This is a genomic window from Pseudomonas sp. PAMC25584, assembly GCF_058135675.1.
This window is the reverse complement of sequence record NZ_CM176870.1, coordinates 2,307,976-2,329,594: the sequence shown is the minus strand read 5'-3', so window position 1 is coordinate 2,329,594 and position 21,619 is coordinate 2,307,976. Positions and strand designations below refer to the sequence as shown.

General features: G+C 63.0%; 19 protein-coding genes. 12 read left to right on the top strand and 7 right to left on the bottom strand.

The genetic code is table 11. From position 1 onward, the window contains the following. Positions 1-63: 63 nt before the first annotated feature. Positions 64-1,002 carry a LysR family transcriptional regulator gene (locus ACS5Q8_RS10860; RefSeq protein WP_465160169.1) on the top strand — a complete coding sequence of 313 codons (939 nt, stop codon included), beginning with the start codon at positions 64-66 and terminating at the stop codon, positions 1,000-1,002. Between the two features lie 19 nt (positions 1,003-1,021). On the opposite strand, the gene ACS5Q8_RS10855 is transcribed toward ACS5Q8_RS10860, so the two are convergent. Continuing rightward, positions 1,022-2,533 (bottom strand): trypsin-like serine peptidase, encoded by a 1,512-nt coding sequence (locus ACS5Q8_RS10855; protein WP_465160168.1) that lies wholly within the window; start codon positions 2,531-2,533, stop codon positions 1,022-1,024. Positions 2,534-2,792: 259 nt separating this feature from the next. On the opposite strand from ACS5Q8_RS10855, the gene ACS5Q8_RS10850 reads away from it, so the two are divergent. The 5 genes from ACS5Q8_RS10850 (at position 2,793) to ACS5Q8_RS10830 (ending at position 10,199) form a co-directional block, all read left to right on the top strand. Next, complete coding sequence (locus ACS5Q8_RS10850; protein ID WP_465160167.1) at positions 2,793-5,201, top strand: DUF3772 domain-containing protein; 2,409 nt, start codon at positions 2,793-2,795, stop codon at positions 5,199-5,201. 64 nt (positions 5,202-5,265) lie between these two features. Beyond that, complete coding sequence (locus tag ACS5Q8_RS10845) at positions 5,266-5,889, top strand: TetR/AcrR family transcriptional regulator (protein ID WP_247404343.1); 624 nt, start codon at positions 5,266-5,268, stop codon at positions 5,887-5,889. Between the two features lie 105 nt (positions 5,890-5,994). After that, positions 5,995-7,488, top strand: coding sequence for an efflux transporter outer membrane subunit (locus ACS5Q8_RS10840; protein ID WP_465160166.1), 1,494 nt, complete (start codon positions 5,995-5,997; stop codon positions 7,486-7,488). Continuing rightward, positions 7,485-8,666 (top strand): HlyD/EmrA/EmrK family protein, encoded by a 1,182-nt coding sequence (locus ACS5Q8_RS10835; protein ID WP_247404108.1) that lies wholly within the window; start codon positions 7,485-7,487, stop codon positions 8,664-8,666. Before ACS5Q8_RS10840 ends, ACS5Q8_RS10835 begins: the two co-directional genes overlap by 4 nt. Positions 8,667-8,678: 12 nt before the next feature. Then, positions 8,679-10,199: an MFS transporter gene (locus ACS5Q8_RS10830; protein ID WP_247404106.1), complete on the top strand. Its 1,521-nt coding sequence runs from the start codon at positions 8,679-8,681 to the stop codon at positions 10,197-10,199. A 75-nt stretch (positions 10,200-10,274) separates the two neighbouring features. Here ACS5Q8_RS10830 and ACS5Q8_RS10825 read toward each other — a convergent pair whose 3' ends face one another. From ACS5Q8_RS10825 to salA, 3 genes are all read right to left on the bottom strand, one after another. Then, a complete protein-coding gene (locus ACS5Q8_RS10825; protein WP_247404103.1) occupies positions 10,275-11,726 on the bottom strand; it encodes an aldehyde dehydrogenase in 1,452 nt (483 codons plus the stop codon). A gap of 28 nt (positions 11,727-11,754) precedes the next feature. Beyond that, complete coding sequence (locus tag ACS5Q8_RS10820; RefSeq protein WP_247404100.1) at positions 11,755-12,903, bottom strand: NAD(P)-dependent alcohol dehydrogenase; 1,149 nt, start codon at positions 12,901-12,903, stop codon at positions 11,755-11,757. Between the two features lie 62 nt (positions 12,904-12,965). After that, on the bottom strand, positions 12,966-14,249 hold the full coding sequence (salA, locus tag ACS5Q8_RS10815) for a salicylate 1-monooxygenase (protein ID WP_247404097.1): 1,284 nt from the start codon (positions 14,247-14,249) through the stop codon (positions 12,966-12,968). Positions 14,250-14,392: 143 nt separating this feature from the next. Between salA and ACS5Q8_RS10810 the strand changes: the two genes are divergently transcribed. Beyond that, complete coding sequence (locus ACS5Q8_RS10810) at positions 14,393-15,292, top strand: LysR family transcriptional regulator (RefSeq protein ID WP_247404094.1); 900 nt, start codon at positions 14,393-14,395, stop codon at positions 15,290-15,292. A 7-nt stretch (positions 15,293-15,299) separates the two neighbouring features. Here ACS5Q8_RS10810 and ACS5Q8_RS10805 read toward each other — a convergent pair whose 3' ends face one another. Beyond that, positions 15,300-16,202 (bottom strand): LysR family transcriptional regulator, encoded by a 903-nt coding sequence (locus tag ACS5Q8_RS10805; RefSeq protein ID WP_058822716.1) that lies wholly within the window; start codon positions 16,200-16,202, stop codon positions 15,300-15,302. 151 nt (positions 16,203-16,353) lie between these two features. On the opposite strand from ACS5Q8_RS10805, the gene ACS5Q8_RS10800 reads away from it, so the two are divergent. From ACS5Q8_RS10800 to ACS5Q8_RS10785, 4 genes are read left to right on the top strand one after another with little or no spacing between them, the layout of a single operon-like run. Next, on the top strand, positions 16,354-16,551 hold the full coding sequence (locus ACS5Q8_RS10800; protein ID WP_058822715.1) for a tautomerase family protein: 198 nt from the start codon (positions 16,354-16,356) through the stop codon (positions 16,549-16,551). Positions 16,552-16,603: 52 nt separating this feature from the next. Beyond that, positions 16,604-16,957, top strand: coding sequence for a putative quinol monooxygenase (locus tag ACS5Q8_RS10795; RefSeq protein WP_465160165.1), 354 nt, complete (start codon positions 16,604-16,606; stop codon positions 16,955-16,957). A gap of 42 nt (positions 16,958-16,999) precedes the next feature. Continuing rightward, positions 17,000-17,614: a nitroreductase family protein gene (locus ACS5Q8_RS10790; protein WP_465160164.1), complete on the top strand. Its 615-nt coding sequence runs from the start codon at positions 17,000-17,002 to the stop codon at positions 17,612-17,614. 54 nt (positions 17,615-17,668) lie between these two features. Next, the gene (locus ACS5Q8_RS10785; RefSeq protein ID WP_465160163.1) at positions 17,669-19,018 is read left to right on the top strand and encodes an MFS transporter; all 1,350 of its coding nucleotides are present in this window, start codon (positions 17,669-17,671) and stop codon (positions 19,016-19,018) included. A 7-nt stretch (positions 19,019-19,025) separates the two neighbouring features. Here ACS5Q8_RS10785 and ACS5Q8_RS10780 read toward each other — a convergent pair whose 3' ends face one another. After that, positions 19,026-19,820 carry an SDR family NAD(P)-dependent oxidoreductase gene (locus ACS5Q8_RS10780; RefSeq protein ID WP_058822711.1) on the bottom strand — a complete coding sequence of 265 codons (795 nt, stop codon included), beginning with the start codon at positions 19,818-19,820 and terminating at the stop codon, positions 19,026-19,028. 157 nt (positions 19,821-19,977) lie between these two features. Next, complete coding sequence (locus ACS5Q8_RS10775) at positions 19,978-20,877, bottom strand: LysR family transcriptional regulator (protein ID WP_247398107.1); 900 nt, start codon at positions 20,875-20,877, stop codon at positions 19,978-19,980. Positions 20,878-20,986: 109 nt separating this feature from the next. Between ACS5Q8_RS10775 and ACS5Q8_RS10770 the strand changes: the two genes are divergently transcribed. Next, positions 20,987-21,616 (top strand): NADPH-dependent F420 reductase, encoded by a 630-nt coding sequence (locus tag ACS5Q8_RS10770; protein ID WP_247398111.1) that lies wholly within the window; start codon positions 20,987-20,989, stop codon positions 21,614-21,616. Positions 21,617-21,619 lie beyond the last annotated feature (3 nt).

Genomic DNA, 21,619 nt, shown 5'->3' with positions numbered 1-21,619 from the left:
GGTTTGTTCCAAACCAGAGCAGAATCCAGAACTGATTGTCCTCACAAGCGAACAATAAACCCCATGGAAAAGTCTGAGATCGAAGGGCTGTGGACCCACATCCACTGGCTCTCGGTGCTGGAAGAACACGGCACCTACACCGCCGCCGCCGCGCGCCTGGGGGTGAGCAAGTCGGCGGTCAGCCAGCGCATCAGCGACCTGGAAAAAGCCACCGGCACGCGCCTGGTCACCCGCACCACCCGTAGCGTGCGCCTGACCGACGCCGGGCAGTCACTGACGCGGGACGTGCGCAGCGCCTACGCACAGATCGCCCGCAGCTTTTCCTCGGTACGCGACGCCGCCGGGGAAATCCGCGGCCTGGTGCGCCTGACCGCACCGGTCGCGTTCGCCCGGCAGCAACTGGTGCCGCACCTGTCGGAATTCCTGCAGCTGTACCCGCAGGTACGTATCCAGCTGGAGGTGTCGGATGCCTTGAGTTCGCTGGCGGCCGAAGGCTACGACCTGGCGGTGCGCCACGGTTTTCAGGTGCCGGAAACCCACGTGGCGTGGAAGCTGTGCGACACCGCCTCGGTGCTGGTCGCCACCCGCGACTACCTGCAACGCCACGGTGAACCGCGCACGCCTGGCGACCTCAGCGCGCACAACTGCCTCTACTATCCGCGCGGCACCGATCAGCCCGCCTGGACCTTCGAGCGCGGCAGCAAAAAGCTCGAGCGGGTCACCGTGCCGATCGCCGGGAGCTTTTCCACCAACAACAGCGAAGCCTTGCGCGACTCGGCGCTCAATCACCTGGGCATCGCCCTGCTCCCGGATTTCAGCGCCCACGCGGCGCTGGCCGGCGGCACACTGGTGCAGGTGCTCAAGGGCTGGACGCTCAAGGGCGCGTTTGCCGATGAGATTTACCTGATACGGCCCTACTCGCCCCATGTGCCCAAATCCGTGAGTGCGTTGGTGGGCTATTTGAAGGAAAAACTCTCCGGGGGATTTCGCTTGGAGGGTTAACCGCGTACATCACGCGGCCTCATCGCGCAGAGGCTGCCGGCGGGTTCGCTTGGATGGGCGGCAGATAGGCGGAGCGCTCGATGACATCCGTGCGTACCGCCGAAGGTTGCCCCGCCGGGTTACGGGCAAAGCTGCACAGGGTGACCGGGAGCTGCGATACCGGGTAGCTCGCACCGCCATTGGCCAGGCGATAGCGGACGTCGTCGTTGTCACGGCAGGCGGCTTCAGCCGAAGTGTCCACATAGAAGTAATGATGGGTGAAAGCGGTTTGCGGGTCGTCCCAGTAAACGCTGTAGTTCAGGCCGATGCGCGGCACGGGCGCTGGGTCGGTCAAGAAAACCGAGTGGGTGAACGCATTGTGCAGCAAGGCCGGCGTCAACGCCTCGGCGAGGGTTTGGACGCCGATGATGCACAGCACATAAGCGCCCAGCGCTGGGCCGATGGCTTGGTTGATGTAACCCTCGGCTGACGCGGTAGCACTTTGATAACCACTGGGCACCCTGCACTCATTGACGTTGCGCACGGCCTTGAAGCGATAGAACGGGTCCTGGATCGAGAACCTGATGTTCCACGTGGGCGGCACACTCTGCCCAAGTTCGCCCAGTTGCATATGGACATAGGGGTTCAGCGTCCAGGGTTCCTCAAGGAGGATATCGACGGCGTTGAGCTGGCAATCAGGCGTATTGTTCAAGAATTGGCCCTCGACAAAACAGCGGTGCAGGTCGTTGGCCGGATAGCTGTAGTTGAACTTGGCCGCGTCACACGCCGAGACGTTCTGGCAGTTGTTGAGGATGTCCTTTTTGATGACTGCAGCGACTTTGCTGACAATGCCAGTGACTTCGTTGCTATGCCGGTCCAGCATCGGGCTGCCGGAACTGCCGTATTGCAGGTCGTTGCAGCGGTTTTTCAGCGCCCCGGGAAACACCCCGGGATGCTCGACAAAGCTGTTGGTCGGCGTTTCCTTGCAGGCGCTCATGCGCAAACCCTTCTGCCGAAAGCCACTCGGGGCACCGACATTGACGACCTCACGCTCCCCCGTACTTTGATGGGTGGCGAGCTTGAGCGGCATGATGCCGTCGGTGATCAGGTGGGCGAGTGACGTATCCAGTTCGAGCACCGCCAGATCAGTGCCGACCATACTGGTCCAATGCGCCGTTTTAATGCGAAACGTGCGCTGTTGCGCCAGCGTATCGTGGAAATAGTTGAACGTGATGCTCGCCTCTATGGCTTGGTTGATATGGGCCGTGCCGAAGCTGAAGTACACGCAATGCCCGCTGGTCAAAACATACGCCGGGCCAACGGCCTTGCCCTGGCGGTTGCGGGTATCCAGCAGCACCGCGGTGCAGGTTTGGCCGATAGCGTTTTTCAACAAACCGATACCGGACCACAGCGCGTAACGCTGGTCGCGGTTCTGCAGCGCGATAGAGGCGCTGCCGTCGCTCAGGCCTTGGGCCAGGTCTCGGGCTTGGGTGTGGCCGACAAGGCACGGCAACAGCAGTAACAAAAGCGGAAAGATGCAGCGGGTCAGCATGATCGAGTGTCCGTATGGCAATAGGGGTGGTGCCGAACGTACTGGAGGCTTGGCGAAGGGGTGACCTATATAGATAGGGGGAGACCGTGGCGGATGCCGACGTGCTCCTCGTCGGCTCGCCCGCCATGGGCCAGGCCAGCGCGGCATGGGTGCGCGATTACCAGGCTGGCTTCCCCAAAAATTTCGCACGAATGGCTTGCCTTCGCCTCATAGAGTGGTAACGCTTAGCCATTTTGGGCAACGGTCAAAGGGCAAACGCATGCACAGAGTCACCACGAGCCGTTTTTTCACCGGGCTGTTCGCCCTGCTGATGCTGTGCGCTACGTTGCCCGCCCTCGCGCAGGCTGCGCCCTCCCCAACCAGCGACCCGCGCAGTGTGCCGCTGCTGGCTGAAGACGCCAGTGTGCAAGACCTCAACGAGCAACTCGACCTGATCCGCCAGAAAGTCTCGGGCAGCGCCAATGACGACCTGCTCTCGACCTTGCGCCAGGCCGCCTTGCAGGTGCAAAAAAAGGCCGACACCCTGGCCGCCAAACAAGCCATCGATCTTGAACACCTGGATGACCAGCTCAACGTGCTCGGCCCGCTACAGGCCGATGCGCCCCCGAGCCTCACCCAGCAACGCACCGCACTGACCCGGCAGAAGAACGCCCTGCTCGCCGAGCAGCGCCAGGCCAGCACCCTGAGTCAATCAGCCAGCGACCTCGCCGCGCAGATCTTCAGCCTGCGCCGCAGCCTCTTCGACTCACAGATCAGCACCCGCTCGGCGAGCCCGATCAGCGTGGTGTTCTGGTCCAACATCATCCGCCCGACCGACGACGACCTCAGCCGTTTACGCAACCTGTACGTCGATGTACGCAGCGTGACGGACACCGCCGTGGCGCCGGGAAACCGCTGGTTTTTCGTGAGCATGCTGTTAAGTGCGCTGCTGGTCTGGGTGGCGGGAAGACGGGTGTTGGAGCACGCGCTGGTGCGGCTGACAGTGCGTTGGCTGCCCGAAGGCCGCCTGCGGCGCAGCGCGCTGGCGCTGGCGGTGGGGTTGGCCAGCGTGCTGACCATCAGCGTGGCTGCCTCACTGCTGCGCTGGGGCCTGACACGCGACACCGTGCCCAGCGCCGACATGCTCACGTTGCTCGACCAATTGCAGACCCTGGTGGTGTTCTGTGCCTTCATTGTCGGCCTCGGCCGCGCCCTGTTGATGCGCGCACATCCGTCCTGGCGCCTGCCCCAGATCCCCGACCAAATCGCCGTCGCCTTGGGCCCGTTCCCTGTGCTGTTGGGGCTGGCCCTAATGGTGATCGGCACCCAGGAACGCATCAACAGCGTCATCGACAGTAGCCTGGCACTGACTGTGGCGGTAAACGGCCTGACCGCGCTGACCGTCGCGCTGGTGTTCTTCTTTGCCCTGCTGCGTTACCACCGCACCCGCCGCCGATACACGCTTGAACGCATGAGCGGCGTCGCCGGGCTGATTCCGTTTGTCGTCGGGGCCTGGATCGGGATCAGCCTGCTGGCGCTATTGGGCGGCTACCTGACCCTGGCTTACTTCCTCACCGTCAAACTGCTGTGGATGAGCGTGGTTGCGGCGACGGCTTACCTGCTGATCGCCTGCTTCGGCGATTTCTGCGAGACCCTGCTCTCGCCGAAACAACCTGGCGGTCTGGCGCTCGGCTCGGCCCTGGGGCTGTCCGAGCGCCACCAGGCACAGGCCAGCACGCTACTGGCGGGCGTGGGCCGCACCCTGTTGATGTTCACTGCGGTCCTGTTGGCGTTCCTGCCCTCCGGCTCCAGCCCGGGCGAGCTGCTGGCGGGCCTGACGCAACTCGACCTGGGCAGCAAGCCGCTGGGCAACCTGACCATCGCCCCCGGCGATATTCTACTGGCCCTTGCCCTGCTCGTGATCGGCCTGTTCGGCGTGCGCGTGCTCAAAGACTGGCTCGGCGAACGGCTGCTGCCGGAAACCAACATGGACGCCGGCATGCGCGCCTCGCTGGTGACCCTGGTGGGTTACATCGGCTTCGTGCTGGTCGCGGTGGTGGTGATGTCCACGCTGAATATCAGCCTGACCAACTTGACCTGGGTGGTCAGCGCCCTGTCGGTGGGGATCGGTTTCGGCCTGCAGGCAATCGTGCAGAACTTCATCTCGGGCCTGATCCTGCTCACCGAGCGCCCGGTCAAGGTCGGGGATTGGGTCAGCCTCGCGGGTGTCGAAGGCGATATCCGCCGCATCAACGTGCGCGCCACGGAAATCCAGATGTCCGATCGTTCAACGGTGATCGTGCCCAACTCGCAGTTCATCACCCAGAACGTGCGCAACGTGACCATGGGCAATGCGCTGGGCGTCGTCGGCATTACGCTGACCCTGCCGCTGGAAACGGACGTGCTGCAGATCCGCGAGCTGCTGTTGAGCGCGTTCACCGAACACGAAGACGTGCTGGACACGCCGGCGCCTTCGGTGACGTTCAAGGACCTGACCGTCAACGGACTGGTCATCGCCGTCAGCGGTTACGTCAACAGCCCGCGCTCGGTGGGGACAGCCCGCAGCGACCTGCTGTTCACCGTCCTGGGGCGCCTGCGCGAGCTCGGCGTGGCGCTGTCTTCGCCGCAGAGTATGGTGCTGATCAATGAGGCGGCGGAAAAAGCAGCGACGGAAAAAAGCCTTGTATAAACACTGGCAGTGTCTATAAGATCCGCGCAACATTCAGCCTCGATCCCAAGCGCCACTGCCGCCCATGACCGCGAAAAAAACCAGCCCCTCCGGGCCCGCCAAACCCCGCAGCCGCTCGTCGATTGGTGCAGTGCGCAGCCCGCAAAGCACCGAGGCGATCCTCGAAGCGGCGGCGGCCATCCTTGAAGAGCAAGGGTATCGGGCGTTCACCATGGACGCGCTGGTCGAACGCGCCGGCTCCAGCAAGCCGACCATCTACCGCTGGTGGCGTAGCAAAGGCGCGTTGTTGCGCGATGTCTACGAGCGTGCCGCGCTAACGTTCGTAACCTCCCCCGATACCGGCAACCTCGAACAGGATCTGGTCGTGCATTTGCGCTCGCTGTGGAACTGGTGGCGCTCATCCAGTGCCGGGGAAACCCTGCGCAGTTTCTTCATCGAGATCCAGCTGGATTCCAAAGCCATTGCCGAGTTTCGCGATGAGTTCCTGCCGCGCCGCGAGCGCACGCTCCGCAAGATCTTCGCCCGAGCCGTCGCCTCCGGGGAAATCGTCGACGGCCCTGCGGTGGAGATGGCCGTCGCCATGCTGACCGGCATGTCCTGGCTGCACCTGATTACCGCGAACCTGGAGAACCTCGATGACATCGACCATTGCGTCGCGGTCCTCGTCAAAGGCCTGAGAGTCCGCTAGCCAGCGGGCCCGGGCGTTTTTTTTGCGCATAACGACACTGACAGTTTTTATTGAGCTATCGCTGCCCTACCCCCCGCATGGGTTACACGCCAGAGAACACCGTTGATGAACAATCGAAAAATCCCGGCGTCCCGACACTCGGTCGCCGTCAGGACATCAGCTATCGTACTGTCGATCCTGCTGGCGGGATGTTCCTACCATGACTTGAAGCCCCAGGCCCGCCTGCTACCTGCCGGGGATGCCGGTGAAACCCTGGCCCACAGCGGGATCACACTCTCGCCGGCGGCCTGGCCAACCGAAAGCTGGTGGACCCGCTTCAACGACACGCAACTCGACCGCCTGGTTGCAGAGGCCCTCGCCCAGAGCCCCACCTTGCGCTCCGCCGCCGCCCGCGTGCGTCAGGCTGGCGCGCTGGAGGCCATCGAAGGCGCTTCGCTGCTGCCACGGGTGGACGCTGCCGCCAGCAGCACCCGCGAGCGATTCAGTGCTAACGGCACGACGCCCGCCCCGGTCAAAGGCACTTGGCAAAATGTCGACCAGGCGACCCTGAACATCGGCTATGAACTGGATTTCTGGGGCAAAAATCGCGCAGCCGTCGAGGCCGCCGTGGGACGCCGCCATGCCCTGGAAGTCGACAGCCGAGCAGCCGCGCTGATGGTCTCGGCGGCCGTGGTGCAAACCTATATCGACCTGAACGATACCTACGCGCAGTTGGACGTCGCCCAAGCGCTGCTGGACCAGCAAGTGCAGATCGAACAACTCACGCAGCAACGTTTTGCCGCGGAGTTGGGCACCCAGATCGATATCAAGCAATCCCAGGCCTCGCTGCCCGCCAGCCGGGCCAGCATTGCAGCGCTCAAGGAAATGATCGAGCTGCACCAAAACAAGCTCGCCTCATTACTGGGCCAGGGGCCGGACCGTGGGCGCTCGATTGCGCGCCCTCACCTGCAAGCCGGCAACAGCGTGGTGCTGCCCAGCCACATTGCCGCCGAACTGGTGGGCCATCGCCCCGACGTGGTTGCCCAACGCTGGCGGGTCGAGGCCTGCGGGCATGAGATCGACGTGGCGAAAGCGCGCTTTTATCCGAACGTGAACCTCACGGCGTTTGTCGGTTTGCAAAGCCTGGCGTTCGATACGTTCAACGATCACAGCAGTCGAATCCTGGGGTTTGCACCGGCGATCAGCCTGCCCATCTTCGAAGGTGGCCGCTTGCGCGGCAATCTGGATGCACAGGACGCGGCGTATGACCTGGCCGTGGAAAACTACAACCAGACCGTCGTCGATGCGCTGCGCGATATCGCCGATCAACTGTCATCGCTGCGCTGGTTGAAAGAACGCCTGGCTCAGCAACAGGAAGCGGTCGACACCGCCCAGGCGGCCGCCGACCTGGTCAACCTGCGCTATCGCGCAGGCCTGGCCACTTACTTGCAAGTGTTGGCGACCGAGAACGCGACCCTGGCCCAGAAGCGCCAACTGGTCACCTTGGCGTCTCGCGCCCTGTCGCTGCAAGCCAATTTGAGCCGGGCGCTGGGCGGCGGCTACCGCCCCGAGTTCCGCGCCTCCGTCCCTGCCCTCTCAACCGTAGCAGATCACTCATGACCACCCCGACGTCCGCCCCCACGCCTGTCAAACCGTCCTATCGCCCGCAGCGGCTGCTGATCCTGGGGATCGTGCTACTCCTGGCCGCCCTCGGCGGCGGGTACCTGCTCGGGCTGGGCAACCAGTCCACCGACGACGCCTACGTGGATGGCAACATCGTTCAGGTCACCGCCCAGGTCAGCGGCACCGTGACCGTCATCGGCGGCGACAACACCGACCATATCGACGCCCATGCGCTGCTGGTCACGCTCAATCCCGTGGATGCCGAGATCCAGTACCAGCGCGCCCAATCCAACCTGGCCCGCGCCGTGCGCCAGGCGCGCACCCAGTATTACCAGGTTCAGCAACTGCAGGCGCAAGTCAGCCAACGGCAAAACGACGTGCGCAAAGCCCAGGACGATGTGCGCCGCCGCAGCCAACTGGCCGCCAGCGGCGCGGTGTCCCGTGAAGAAATCAGCCATGCCGAGGAAGTCCTCAAAAACGCCCTCGCTGGCCTCGACGGCACACAACATGCGCTGGCCGTGCGCCTGGCGATGGTCGACAACACCACACTGCGCACCCACCCCGATGTGCTGGTGGCAGCCGCCAACTTGCGCGATGCGTACATTGCACTGCACCGCACGCAGATCTACTCGCCGGTCAGCGGCCTGATCACCAAGCGCAGCGTGCAAGTGGGTCAGCGCATCAACCCCGGCGTGGCTTTGATGTCGGTGGTACCGATCGATCAAGTGTGGGTGAACGCCAACTTCAAGGAGTCGCAGATCGAAGATCTGCGCATCGGCCAACCTGCCGTGCTGCGCGCCGACGCCTACGGACGCAAGGTGGTGTTCCACGGCACGATCGTCGGCCTGGATGCCGGTACCGGCAGTGCGTTTTCATTGATGCCCGCGCAAAACGCCACCGGCAACTGGATCAAAGTCACCCAGCGCGTGCCGGTGCGCATTGCGCTGCGCGCCGATGAAATTGCCGCTCACCCGCTGCGCCTGGGGCTCTCCATGCGCGTGTCCGTGGACACCACCGACACCCGTGGCCAGGTGCTCAACACCACCTCGCCGGCCCAACCCGCCTACAGCACCGATGTGTTCGAAAACGAGCTCAAGGACGCCAATGCGATGGTCGAACAGGTCATCAGCGCCAACGAAGACCGCGGCCAGGTCGCTCAGTCGCTCAAGCCTTGACGGGGTCCCTGCATGTACCGGAAAAACGCTGCCTTGTTGATGACCGTAGGGCTGCTCTGCGCGCTGGAATACCTGCAGGCCGGTATGATCGCGTTTGCGTCGGCACCGATCCGGGGCGAAATCGACGCCAGCCCCGAGGAGTTCACCCTGGTCGCGGCGCTGTATGCGTGTATCGCCGTGGTGGTGATCTCCAAGCAGCGCTGGTTGGTGGAACGGCTCGGCTGGCGCAACTTCATGCTCGGTTCGATCAGCATTTACGTGCTGGGCGCCGTTGTGTGCGGGATCAGTGGTGACCTGACCAGCTTCACCGTCGGCCGGGTCGTCATGGCGCTGGGGGGTGCCTCCTTTATGACCTCCGCGCGCCTGATGGTGAACCTGCTGCCACCGGGGCCCGGGCGATTCGTGGGGGTCAAAGTGTTTGCCACCGGCCTGGCCAGCGGCACGGCGGCAGCGCCGTTTCTGTCCTCGTTGGCGGTGGTCGAAGACACCTGGCACGCGATCTTCTGGCTGCTGATCGCCGGCGCGGTGGCCGCAGGCGGGCTGTGCATACGGTTCTTGCCCAGTGAGCCGATTCACGAAGACGAACGCTCACCGTCCAGCCCGGCGAATATCCTGCTGTTGTCCGTGAGCACCTTCTTTCTGTTGTATGTGCTGCAGCGCTCCTACTACGACTTCTACAACGAGTCGATCATCCTCCTGGCCTTCGCGCTGCTGGCGGCATTGGGCGTGTACATTTTCTTCCATGCCGAACACGCGAAAGACGAGCCCTTCCTCAAGGTCAAGGACTTGATGCAGTCACGCTATATCCTCGGCGTGGGTTTGTTTTGCTTCACCTATATCGTGCTGGGCAGCAACAACTACATCCTGCCGTACTTCCTGCAGAGCGGGCTTGGCTATTCTTGGGACACCATCGGCACGTTCCAGGCGTTCGGCCTTGCCGGCGCCTTGTTGACCTGGTTCGCGATGGCTCTGGTCATCCCCAAGTACCCGGCGCCCAAGAAGTTCTTCGTGGTCGGCTTTGCCGCGCTGATCAGCTTCGGCCTGTTGCTGTCCTCCCTGACCCTCGACGCCAACATGTGGACCAATATCTTGCCCGCGCTGGTGCTCAACGGCTGCTTTGTGATGCTGGTCCTCGCCACTGCCGCGATGCAGACCTTCCGCGACGTGACCCATCACGACACCTTGTTCGCCCACGCTTACCAGATCAAAAGCATGCTCGGGCAAATCGCGATGGCCATCGGCACGACCCTCGCCACCTTGTTCCTGCAATGGCGCACCACGCTGCAGTACAACAACCTCAACGGGCATTTCAACCCAGGCGATCCGCTGTACCAAGACAGCGCACAACGCCTGACCCTGGCCCTCAGCCCCGCCGTCGGCGCAGGCCCGGCCAACCAGATCGCCGTCGCGACGCTGGCCCAGGACCTGCACCAACAGGCAACCCTGGTGGCCAGCATGGAGTATTTCTGGGTGGTTATCGTGGTGGCCGGGGTGGCGTTGGGGGTTTCGATGGCGCAGAAGACTTTTAAGTGAAGGTTGTCGGAGGGGCTTGGGCGGGACGTTCACGATAAAAACCGGCTCTGCAGAGCCGGTCTCACTGCCTTGGGATCAGAACGGATAAGGCTGGTCGGAAGGCTCGACCGTGACCCATTTCACTTCGGTGAACTCCTCAATCACCGCGCTGCCGTCGAAGCGGCCATAGCCGCTGTTCTTCATGCCGCCATAGGGGGCCTGCGGCTCGTTTTGCACGGTGGCACCGTTGATATGCACGCAACCGGCATCGAGGCGGCTGGCCAGGTCCAGGGCCAGGCTGACATTGCGACTGAAAATCGCCGATGACAGGCCGAATGCCGTGTCGTTGGCCACGTGCAGCGCGTGCTCGGCGCCGTTCACACGAACCACGGTCGTGACCGGGCCGAAGGTTTCTTCATCGTAGATTTCCATCGCCGACGACACGCGATCCACCAGGGTAGGCACCATTTGCGCGTCTTGCGCCCGCCCACCCGCCATAATCTCGGCACCTTTGGCGACAGCATCATCGAGCATCTGGTTGATGCGCTTCACCGAGCCCTGGGAAATCATCGGGCCCACTACGCTGGCCGGGTTGGTCACCGGATTACCATGCTCAAGGCCGCGGATGCGTTGCGCGAATTTGGCCACGAACTCATCAGCCACCGCCTCATCGACCACGAAGCGTTCGGTGGACATGCAGATTTGCCCCTGGTACAGAAACGCACCGAAGATCGCGGCGTTGACGGCGCCGTCGAGGTCGGCATCTGCCAGCACGATAAACGGCGCCTTGCCGCCGAGCTCCAAGAGCGAGCGTTTGAGGTATTTCGCACAGGTCTGGGCAATCATCCGGCCGACGTTGGTCGAACCGGTGAAATTCACCCGGCGCACCGTATCGTGGGCGATCAGCACTTCGGTCACCGCACCGGCATCTTCGGGCGCTGAGATGATGAAGTTCACCACACCGGCCGGGAAGCCAGCGTCATAGAAGGCCTGGGCCAGCAGCTCGTGGGTGCGCGGGCTGTTCTCCGAACCCTTGAAAATCACGGTATTGCCGCAGGCCAACGGGTAAGCGACAGACCGCGTGCCGAGCAGGACGGGACCGTTCCAGGGCGCAATGCTCAGCACCGTGCCAACGGGCTGACGCAAGGTGACAGAGAGCGTGCCGGGCTTGTCGGTGGCCAGGGTCTCGCCTTTGATTTGCGTGGTGAGTGATGCTGCCTCTCGCAGCAGGTTGGCTGAACCCTGCACGTTGAACTGCGCCCACAGGCGCGACGCACCGATCTCTTCGGCCATCACCGCGCAAAACTGCTCCATCTTGCTTTCCAGTGCATCGGCGGCGGCCAGCAGCAGGCGGCGGCGCTCGGTCGGGCCGACCTTCGACCAGGTCTTGAACGCTTGCTGCGAAGAGGCTGCAACGCGGCGTGCGTCTTCCACGCTACAGGCAGCGCCAGTGGTGACAACCTTACCGCTGACCGGATCGATACGCTGGTAGGTCTTACCGTCCGAAGCCGCTTGTGGGATGTTGTCGATGACGAGCTGAACATTCATCTTGGGTTCCTTTGATGGGCTTGAAAAATCACGCCACGTCGGCCGTCGCCGGCATGCGCAATATCGGTTTGATGGTGATGCCGCTTTCGCTGTCGGCCATCGCTTCGTTGACTTGGTCGAACGTGTAGAAGCGGCACAACTTATCGAACGGGAAACGGCCTTGCAGGTGCAGGTCGACCAGGGTGGGAATGAACGCGTTGGCGACCACGTCGCCCTGGACGATGCCCATGATTCGCTTGCCGGGGATCATTACGTCGTTGACGTTGAACGCTACTTCGGTGCCCATCCGGGTCGCCCCGACGATCCCGCAGGTGCCCAGCGTGGTGAGGGCGTCGATGGCCTGGCGCAGCACTGGGGCGCGTCCCGAGCATTCGAGGCTGTAGTTGACCCCGCCGCCGGTGATCTCGCGAATGCGCGCCACCGGGTCTTCTTCGCGGCTGTTGATGACATGAGTGGCGCCCACTTCCAGCGCCAGGCTCAGACGGCTCGGGGTCACGTCGACCGCAATAATGGTGGTCGCTCCGGCAACCTTGGCAGCCATCACCGCCGCCAGGCCCACGGCACCGGCGCCGAACGCGGCGAAACTGGCGCCCGCCTCCACCTTCAGCGCTTTGAGCACCGAGCCTGCGCCGGTCTGAATGCCGCAACCCAGCGGGCCGAGCAATTCCAGCGGGGCCGCTTTGGACACTTTCACCACGTTGCGCTCATTGGCGATGGCATAGGTCGAAAAGGACGACTGGCCGAAAAAGTGGTCATGTATCGGTGCACCGGTGCCACAACTACAGGTCGATGTGCTGCCGTCCTGGCGGGCGCCGCCGAAATTCAGCGGGTGCATGTGCGAGCAGTGCGCGGGATGTCCGGTCTCGCAGGGCAGGCACAACCCGCAGGACATGTAGGTCATGACCACGTGATCGCCAGGAGCGATGGTGGTCACCGCCGCCCCCACCGCCTCGACAACGCCCGCGCCTTCATGGCCCAACACGATGGGCAACGGTGTGGGAAACAGCTGGTCACGCACGACCATATCGGTGTGACAGACACCGGTAGCGACCACACGCACGCGCACTTCGTCCGGGCGAGGAACCGCCAGTTGCGCCTGTTCGAACAGGAGTTTGCTGCCGCTTTCGCGCAGCACCGCGACGGTCACTTCGATGGGTTGGAGGGTGCTTTGGGGCATCGGTTTATCCTCTTGGGGCGAAGTCATCCCAGCGGCACGGGGCGCCGGGTACGTTGATCGGGTTATTCACACGCGGCCCAGCCCAGCTGTGCGCGAGCCGCTGTCAGGTCCGATTGCAGGTCGTGGTGCCACAACCAGTCGAAACGGCTGGCCAGGGTGCTCGACAAAAGGGGCTCGCGGTCCTCGACCTGAACGTCGCGAAACTCATAGAGCTCGCCCGCCTCGCGGGAGGTTCGCTGCACACGGCAGGCACGCGGCCGGCGGATGGCGTCGTACACCTGCAGCACGCGCTGGGCGTGACCTTCCAGCACACGTGGATCACCCAGCAGCCGCGCGAGCAGCCAAGCGTCTTCAAGCCCTTGCCCGGCGCCGGCGCCCTGGTGGGGAAGCATGGCGTGGGCCGCGTCACCGATCAGCGCAACGCGGCCATGGGTATAGCCGGCCAACTCGTCCAGTTCGTGAAGGGCCCACAACGTCGGTTCGGGAATGCACCCAAGCAGCACGCGCACCGCATCGTCCCACTGCGCGAACGCATCCAGCATTTGCGCCTGGCTGGTACTTTTGACCCAGGGCGTGCCGGGCGGCCATACCGGGTTAGGCTCGCTGCGATCGGAAAGAAACGCCACCACGTTGATCAAGCGGCCCTGCTTGACCGGAAACGTAAGGATGTGGGCATCGAGGCCCAAGTACATTTGCGGCACGTTGATCAGGTGTTCGTCCACGCCAGCCGAGCGATAGGCGGCGCGCAGTTGCTCACTGTCGATCATGCCGCGATAGGCGCAGGTACCGCTGAAACGAGGGGCGACCGCAGGCTGGCCCAGCCCCTGGAGAACATAGTCGCGTAGCGAAGACTTGATGCCGTCTGCCGCGATCAACAGGTCGCACTCGTAGTCCGTGCCATCGGTGAACCGAACGCTGACGCGGTCACCCGTCTCCTCGGCGCCGACTGCGCGCTTGTCGAAGCGGGCGACACCTTCGGGTAATTGCTGGGCCAGGGCGTCGAGGAAATCCGCGCGGTGTACGGAGGACTGTCCGACACCCGGGGCGAGGCTGGCACCGAGATAACCGGCATCGACGCCACGGCGCCATTCAAACCAGATGTCTTGCCAGGGTTGCAAAGTGCGGTCGGCAATCCGCTCGTAGGGCTTGCCGATTCCCAGTCCCTCGATGGCGCGCACGGCGTTCGCACCGAACGACACACCGGCACCGACCTCACCGAAGGCGCAGGCCGCTTCAAACAATGTCACCTGCAGGTGCGGGTGACGGCAGAGATCAAGAGCCAAAGCTACGCCGGCGATACCGCCGCCGACGATGCCCACTTGCAAGACAGAATGAGGGCGAGTCATGGGAAAACCTTTTTAGTGTTTTTTTTGGAATAGATCGATCATGACTATTCACAAACTATTGATAAATGCCCTCATACCCATACAAGCTATCACCAGCCTGAATACACATAGCCATTGGTAAGGCCACGGAGCGATAAACCGAGATGAACCTGCGCGAGCTTGATCTGAATCTGCTGGTGATTTTTAACCAGTTGCTGGTGGACCGAAGCGTGTCGGTGGCGGCCGAGAGCCTGGGGCTGACTCAACCCGCAGCCAGCAATGCGCTCAAGCGTTTGCGCACCACCTTCAACGACGAGTTGTTCGTGCGCACGCCAAAGGGCATGCAGCCCACACCCTATGCCGCGCAACTGGCGGAGCCGATCTCCCAGGCGATCAGCCTGCTGCATGGTGCGATCAACCGGCAGGACGAATTCGACCCGGCGACCAGCCAGAAGCGCTTCGTGGTGGCAATGACCGATATCGGGGAAATTTACTTTATGTCGCGCTTGATCCAAGCGCTGCTTGAACAGGCCCCCGGCATCTCGGTGACCACCCTGCGAAGCACCGCGGATCTGTCCGAGAACCTGGCCAATGGTGAAGTGGACCTGGCCGTCGGCTTACTGCCGGACCTGCAGGCAGGCTTCTACCAACGACGCCTGTTTCACCATCGCTACGTGTGTCTGTGTCGCAAGGACCACCCGCTGACTCAACAGCCGATGACCCGGGAACGCTTTTGCGCATTCGGGCATGTCAGGATCTTGGCCGCGAGCACCGGGCACGGCGAAATCGACACGCATATGCAACGCGCGGGCTTGCAACGCGAGATTCGGCTCGAAGTGCCGCACTTTGTCGCGGTCGGCCATATCCTGCAGAACACTGACCTGATCGCCACGGTACCCGAGCGCTTCGCCACCAGCTGTGTGGAGCCCTTCGGCCTGACGAGCCTGCCGCTGCCCCTGCCGTTGCCCGAAATCGCCATCAACCTGTTCTGGCACGGTAAATACAATCGCGACCCGGCCAACAAATGGTTCCGCCAACTGATGTTCGAACTGTTCAGCGATTAAGCGCCACTCACTGCCAATGCGCGCACAGCCTGACCAGCTCATCGACCACATACCGCACCTTCGGCCGCAGATGGGACACCTTCGGCCACACGGCATGCACATCGACCGGTTCGGGCTCATACGCTTGCAGCACTTCCACCAGCCGGCCCGCGTCAATGTCGTCCTGGAACAGGCTGCGCGGCATCTGGCACAGGCCGGCGCCGGCCACGGCGGCGAGGATCATGGCCTCGCCATCGCCGATCTGATGGGTGGAAGGGGGGGCGTAACGCACGGTCTGCCCGGCCTGCGTGACGCGCCAGGCCAGCGGCTGGCCGCGTCGATGGCCGACAATGCAGCGGTGCTGGCTGAGGTCTTCCAGGGACGTGGGGACGCCGAAGCGCGCCAGGTACTCAGGGGCGGCGCAGATGGCCCAGCGTTGCCTCGTCAAGCGCCGCGCCACCAGGCCGCTGGTGTCTTGCAGTTCGCCGAAGCGCACCAACAGGTCGATGCCCTCTTCGAACGGGTCCACCAAGTGGTCGGAAAACGTCAGGCTCAATTGCAGCGCCGGGTATTGGTTGGCGATCTGGAACAGCAACGGCGCCACGACCCGCCGCCCGAAGGCCACGGGCACATCGACGCGCAAGCGCCCGGAAGGCTCGCCGCCACCAGGGCCCAGGCCGCTTTCGGCGGCGCCGATTTCCTCCAGTGCCGCGGAACACGCGACGAAATACGCTTCGCCATCGGCGGTCAATGAAATGCGCCGGGTGGTGCGATGAAACAACTGCGTGCCCAGGCGCTCTTCCAGGCGCGCGATGGCTTTGCCCACGGCGGATTTCGACAACCCCAGGCGCTCGGCGGCCTGGGTGAAGCTGGATGAACGTGCAGCCACGACAAAGGTGATAACACCCTGGAAGGAATCGATAGGAACCATGCAGCGCTCGCTTATTGTAGAGTTTTAGTCTACCCAGATTATAGTCAGAGGCCGTTTATCGCCAGCCTGTTCAACAGTACGATGGATTCCAGTCAGACAACGGTGCACTACCCGCACCTTTCCCAGATCAATGTCCCAAGAGGAATACATCATGCCCGTCGTCCGTGTGAGCTGGTTCGAAGGTAAAGAACACGCGCAGAAAGCCGCAGTGGCCGCTGACATCACCGAAAGCATCGTCAAGCACACCGGCACCGATGCCAACTACATCTACGTGATTTTCGAAGACGTCGCCGCCTCCGACTGGGCCGGTGCCGGCAAGCTGTTCGGGGACGCGCCCGACAAGTCCTGAGCCTCTCCCACTCCACAGGCACCGCCCGGTGCCTCTGACGGAAACACTCATCATGCATCCCTATATCTCCTGCCTGTTCAGCCTCGCGGTAAAACCCGCAGAGTTCGCCGAATTCAAGGCGCTGATCGCGACTATCGTGGCCGCCACCCGCGCCGAGCCAGGCACCCTGGTCTACGAATACAGCGTCAACGAAGACAACAGCACCGTGCACATTCTTGAGCGCTACAACGCCGACGCCGTGGTCAGCCACGTCGACACCACGTTCGCCCCCTTCGGCCAGCGCTTCCTCGAACTGTGCAGCATCACCAGCCTGGTGGTGTACGGCACGCCGGATGCGCAAATCCGCAAGCGTCTGGACCCGTTCGGCGCGGTGTATATGACCCCGTTCGACGGCTTCAGCCGCTGAGTCGGGCGACCGCGCACCCTCCTTTTACCCACAGAGATCACCATGTCCGGTATTGCCGAAGTTATTAAGTCCCGAATCTCCGCCAACAGCTACGACACTGCACGTCAATTGACCGATGCGCAGATCGCTGAGCTGATCGACCTGGCCACCCACGCCCCGTCCGCCTTCAACCTGCAGAACTGGCGGTTCGTGGCGGTACGCAGCACCGAGGGCAAGGCCCGCCTGCTGCCATTGGCCCTCGGCCAGCAGAAGGTCGTGGACGCAGCCGTGACGTTTATCGTCTGCGGCACCCTCAACCCCCAAGCCACCTTGCCTGCCTCGCTGAAACCGACGCTGGACGCCGGCATCATCGACCAGGCGATCTACGACATGTGGCTCGGTGCCGCACAGGGCATGTACGCGCAAAACCCGCAGTTGCAGCGCGACGAAGCGATCCGCTCGGGCTCCCTGGCCGCGATGACACTGATGCTGGCCGCCAAGGGCCAAGGGTTAGTGTCGACCCCGATGATCGGCTTCGATCAGTCGGCGGTGGCCCAGGCGTTCGGTCTATCGGACACCGAGATTCCGGTGATGCTGGTCACCGTTGGCTACCCGGGCGCGACCAACTGGCCGCAAAAGCCGCGTAAAGCCGTGAACGACGTGTTGCAGTTCGTCTGAATGGAGGCCGCCAGTGCGGCCTGGCCGCGCCGACGCTCGAGGTAAATGCCTGACATGACCCCCTCCCCTTCGTTACGCGCGATTCTGATCGCCGCCTGCCTCGGTTTTCTGGTTGTCCAGCTGGACGTCAGCGTCGTCAACGTTGGCCTCGGCGCACTCAAAGAGGCGTTCAATACCGACCTCACGGGCCTGCAGTGGGTCATCAACAGCTATGCGCTGCCGTTTTCCGCCCTGCTGATCCTGGGAGGCGCGTGGGGCGACAAGTGGGGAGCCAAAACCGTTTTCGCAGTCGGTTTCGCCATCTTCACCCTCGCGTCGATCGGTTGTGGCCTGGCCAACAGCACGACCCTGCTGATCACGATGCGTGTCATCCAGGGCATCGGTGCAGCATTGCTGATCCCCACGTCACTGACGTTGATTCGCGTGTCGTTCCAAGACCCCGACAAACGCCGCTGCGCCGTGGCGCTGTGGGGCGCCTGCGGAGGTATCGCATTGGCGGCCGGCCCCGTGATCGGCGGCCTGATGATCGAGTACTTCGGCTGGCGCAGTGTGTTTCTGCTCAACATTCCGATCGGCCTGCTGGCTATCGCGCTGATCCTGCGCTACGCCCCCGCCTCCCCGCGAGTCGACAAGCACATCGATATTCCCGGGCAAATCAGCATTGCCATTTGCGTTGCGGCGCTGACCTACGGCTTGACCGAATCCAGCGCACAAGGCTGGGTCGCTGCGACCTTTTCCGCCCTGGCGGTGGCGTTGATCTGTGCCGTGGCGTTCATCCTGATCGAGCGGCGGGTCGCGCACCCAATGCTGCCCCCGCACCTGGCCCGGAACGCCGTGCTTGGCAGCATGGCGCTGGCCGGCGCGGCGATCAATCTGACCTTCTATGGAACGGTGTTCGTTTTCAGTATTTACTTCCAGACCTTCCTGCACTACGACGCGTTCACCACCGGCTTGTCGTTTATCCCGTTGACCGCCGTGCTGACCCTTTCAACCCTGCTCTCGTCACGCTTCGCCAAACGGTTCAGCGCCCCGCGCATCATCACCACCGGGTTCAGCGTACAGATCATCGGCTTCCTTGCGCTGTCGCAGACCAGCGCACACGGCTCGCCCTGGCTGCTCAACGGCGCGCTGATGCTGGTCGGCATCGGCAGTGCCATGTCGGTTCCGTCGATTACCAATGCGATGCTCTCGTCCGTCAGCCAGCACGATGCGGGTATCGCGTCGGGGTTGATGGCCTCCGCCAGACAGTTGGGCGGCGTGATCGGCGTCGCCGTTTCCGGGGCGATGATCGCCAGCGCTGATGCCACCGCGTTCGCCCAGGGGATGTCGAACGCGATGTTGCTGTCAGCGCTGGCCCTGCTCATCTGCATTGGCGTGGTGGTCTACGTGTCACGCCGCCCCTGAACGCAGGTCAGACAATATCGTCGACGACCCCACCATCGACCCTGAGCGCAGCGCCGGTGGTGGCGGAGGCCTGGGTCGAACACACGTAGACAATCATATTGGCCACTTCTTCCACGCTGGACGCGCGCTGGATGATGGAGCTGGGACGCCGCTCGAGGACGAAATCACGCATCACGGCTTCGAGGGGCTTGCCGGTGCGTTCGACTTCGCCCTTCATCATCTCGGCCACGCCATCGGAAAGCGTCGGCCCCGGCAGCACGCTATTGACGGTCACACCGCTGCCGGCCACGCGTTTGGCCAGGCCACGGGCCAACGCCAATTGCGCGGTTTTGGACACGCCGTAATGGATCATGTCGGCAGGAATGTTGCGTGCCGACTCGGACGCGACAAACACCACCCGTCCCCAGCCGCGCTCGACCATCGCCGGCAGCAGCGCGCGACTCAGGCGCACGCCGGACATGACGTTGGTCTGCCAGTGGTTGTTCCAGACGTCATCGCCGGCCTCGAAGAAGTCCTGGAGCTCATAAATGCCGGCATTGTTCACCAGGATGTCGATAGCGCCAAGCCCGGCCAGCAGGGTTTCAACCCCTTGCGCAGTGCTCAAGTCAGCGGCGACACCGCTGACCACGGCATCAGGCACCTCGGCGAGCAAACGCGCAATGGCGTCGTTCACCGAGCGTTCGCTGCGACCATTGATAACCACCGCAGCGCCTGCTTGCGCCAACCCCTTTGCCACCGCAAAACCAATACCACCGGTGGAGGCGCTAACCAATGCGCGCTTCGTCTTCAGTTCGATATTCATCATCGCTCCTTCAGCATGAACAGGCCTATGTGTCCCTCAACAGTTGACGCCGCGAACCTGCCGACGACTGCGGGGGTTGATCAAGCATAGACACACGTCCAGGGCGACGGATGATCTGGAACAGGTGGTTATTCGAAAAAACTCAGGCTCGACAGCGCTATTGCTCCCAATGGGGATGGCTGAAGCGCTCAGCCAGAAAATTGATCAACACCCGCACCTTGCTCGCCAGGTGTTTGCGCGAGGGATAGACCACGTAGATGCCCAACTCGATGGAACGGTACGCCGGCAGGATCTCCACCAGGGCGCCGCTGCGCAAATCCTCGGCGACCATGAAGCTCGGTTGCAGGGCAATACCGGCCCCCGCGAGGGCGATGCTGCGGCAGGTGTCGCCGTTGTTGCAGCGCGCGGTCGAGCGCGTGCGCACCGTCTCGCTGCCGTCAGGCCCTTCGAATTGCCACTCATTGCCCATGGCGAAGTGGGTGTAGGCAATCACGCCGTGGTCGGCCAGGTCGGACAAGGTGCGAATCGGCGGATGACGGTCCAGGTAGTCGGGAGACGCAAACAGGCACATCCGCGTCCCCGCCAGGCGTCGTCCCACCAGCGACGAGTTTTCCATGCGCGCAATGCGCACCGCCGCGTCAAAGCCCTCCTCCACCAGATCCACCAAGCGATCGTTCAAGCTGATGTCCAACTCGACATGGGGGTAGGCCTTCATGAATTCGCCCCACAGCGGCGCCAGGTGCAGCACGCCGAAACTGACCGGCGCATTCACCCTCAACACGCCGCTGGGTTCCGGCGCGGTGGACGACACGGCTTCTTCTGCCTGTTCCATCAGCGCCAGCACCTCACGGGCCTGATGGTAGAACTGGCGCCCCTCCTCCGTCAGCGAAAGCCTGCGTGTGGTGCGGTGCAGGAGCCGCGCCCCCAATCGCTCCTCAAGCGCACTCACATACCGCGAAATGGCGGCCTTGGACATCGCCAGGGGTTCGGCTGCGCCCACGAAGGTGCCTTTATCAACCACCGTGCAAAACACCTGCATCTCCAGCGCCCGATCCATAACTGTCTCACTTAGTGGAACTATTCATCACATCTGGCCTTATTTATCTCAAAATCACAACCTATAGACTGAACCCATCGAAACACACATCAACGCACACGAGGTCGACATGAAAATCACAGTAGTGGGTACCGGCAACATGGGTTCGGCGTTTGCCAAACAACTGTCGGCCGCTGGGCATATCGTTCGGATCACCGGGCGTGACATCGGCAAGGCCAGCACCCTGGCCGCGCAGTTCGTGAACGTCAGCGCCTACCCGTCGGCCGAGGCGTTGGCTGACAGCGACGTCGTGGTGGTTGCTACCGCCTATGAAGACGCTGTCAAGGCTCTGCAAAGCCTGGGCGACCTGACGGGCAAAGTGGTGATCGACATCACCAACCCGCTGAGCGCCGACTACATGTCGCTGACTATCGGGCATGTCACCAGCGCCAGCGAAGAAATCGCCAGGGCGCTGCCGCAGGCCCAGGTGGTGAAGGCCTTCAACACCCTGTTCGCCCAAGTGCTGGCCGACGGTCCGACCTTTGCCCATGACCAGACCGGCAGTGTGTTTGTCGCCAGCGACAGCGAACGCGCCAAGCAGACCGCCATCGCCCTCGCGCACAGCCTGGGCTGGAACACGGTGGACGCCGGCGCACTGGTGAATGCCCGCTACCTGGAGCCATTGGCCGGGTTCAACATTTACCTGGGCTACGGCGCAGGCCTGGGCACCTCGATCGCGCCGGCCTGGCTGAGCAAATAACCC

Excerpts from the sequence above, each read along its gene's own strand:
- ACS5Q8_RS10860 (WP_465160169.1), top strand. The coding sequence starts at position 64 with ATGGAAAAGTCTGAGATCGAAGGGCTGTGGACCCACATCCACTGGCTC.
- ACS5Q8_RS10775 (WP_247398107.1), bottom strand. The coding sequence starts at position 20,877 with ATGGATCGGGCGCTGGAGATGCAGGTGTTTTGCACGGTGGTTGATAAA.
- ACS5Q8_RS10780 (WP_058822711.1), bottom strand. The coding sequence starts at position 19,820 with ATGAATATCGAACTGAAGACGAAGCGCGCATTGGTTAGCGCCTCCACC.
- ACS5Q8_RS10835 (WP_247404108.1), top strand. The coding sequence starts at position 7,485 with ATGACCACCCCGACGTCCGCCCCCACGCCTGTCAAACCGTCCTATCGC.
- ACS5Q8_RS10810 (WP_247404094.1), top strand. The coding sequence starts at position 14,393 with ATGAACCTGCGCGAGCTTGATCTGAATCTGCTGGTGATTTTTAACCAG.
- ACS5Q8_RS10855 (WP_465160168.1), bottom strand. The coding sequence starts at position 2,533 with ATGCTGACCCGCTGCATCTTTCCGCTTTTGTTACTGCTGTTGCCGTGC.
- ACS5Q8_RS10840 (WP_465160166.1), top strand. The coding sequence starts at position 5,995 with ATGAACAATCGAAAAATCCCGGCGTCCCGACACTCGGTCGCCGTCAGG.
- ACS5Q8_RS10795 (WP_465160165.1), top strand. The coding sequence starts at position 16,604 with ATGCATCCCTATATCTCCTGCCTGTTCAGCCTCGCGGTAAAACCCGCA.
- ACS5Q8_RS10800 (WP_058822715.1), top strand. The coding sequence starts at position 16,354 with ATGCCCGTCGTCCGTGTGAGCTGGTTCGAAGGTAAAGAACACGCGCAG.
- ACS5Q8_RS10770 (WP_247398111.1), top strand. The coding sequence starts at position 20,987 with ATGAAAATCACAGTAGTGGGTACCGGCAACATGGGTTCGGCGTTTGCC.
- ACS5Q8_RS10785 (WP_465160163.1), top strand. The coding sequence starts at position 17,669 with ATGACCCCCTCCCCTTCGTTACGCGCGATTCTGATCGCCGCCTGCCTC.
- salA (WP_247404097.1), bottom strand. The coding sequence starts at position 14,249 with ATGACTCGCCCTCATTCTGTCTTGCAAGTGGGCATCGTCGGCGGCGGT.
- ACS5Q8_RS10830 (WP_247404106.1), top strand. The coding sequence starts at position 8,679 with ATGTACCGGAAAAACGCTGCCTTGTTGATGACCGTAGGGCTGCTCTGC.
- ACS5Q8_RS10820 (WP_247404100.1), bottom strand. The coding sequence starts at position 12,903 with ATGCCCCAAAGCACCCTCCAACCCATCGAAGTGACCGTCGCGGTGCTG.
- ACS5Q8_RS10805 (WP_058822716.1), bottom strand. The coding sequence starts at position 16,202 with ATGGTTCCTATCGATTCCTTCCAGGGTGTTATCACCTTTGTCGTGGCT.
- ACS5Q8_RS10850 (WP_465160167.1), top strand. The coding sequence starts at position 2,793 with ATGCACAGAGTCACCACGAGCCGTTTTTTCACCGGGCTGTTCGCCCTG.
- ACS5Q8_RS10790 (WP_465160164.1), top strand. The coding sequence starts at position 17,000 with ATGTCCGGTATTGCCGAAGTTATTAAGTCCCGAATCTCCGCCAACAGC.
- ACS5Q8_RS10845 (WP_247404343.1), top strand. The coding sequence starts at position 5,266 with ATGACCGCGAAAAAAACCAGCCCCTCCGGGCCCGCCAAACCCCGCAGC.
- ACS5Q8_RS10825 (WP_247404103.1), bottom strand. The coding sequence starts at position 11,726 with ATGAATGTTCAGCTCGTCATCGACAACATCCCACAAGCGGCTTCGGAC.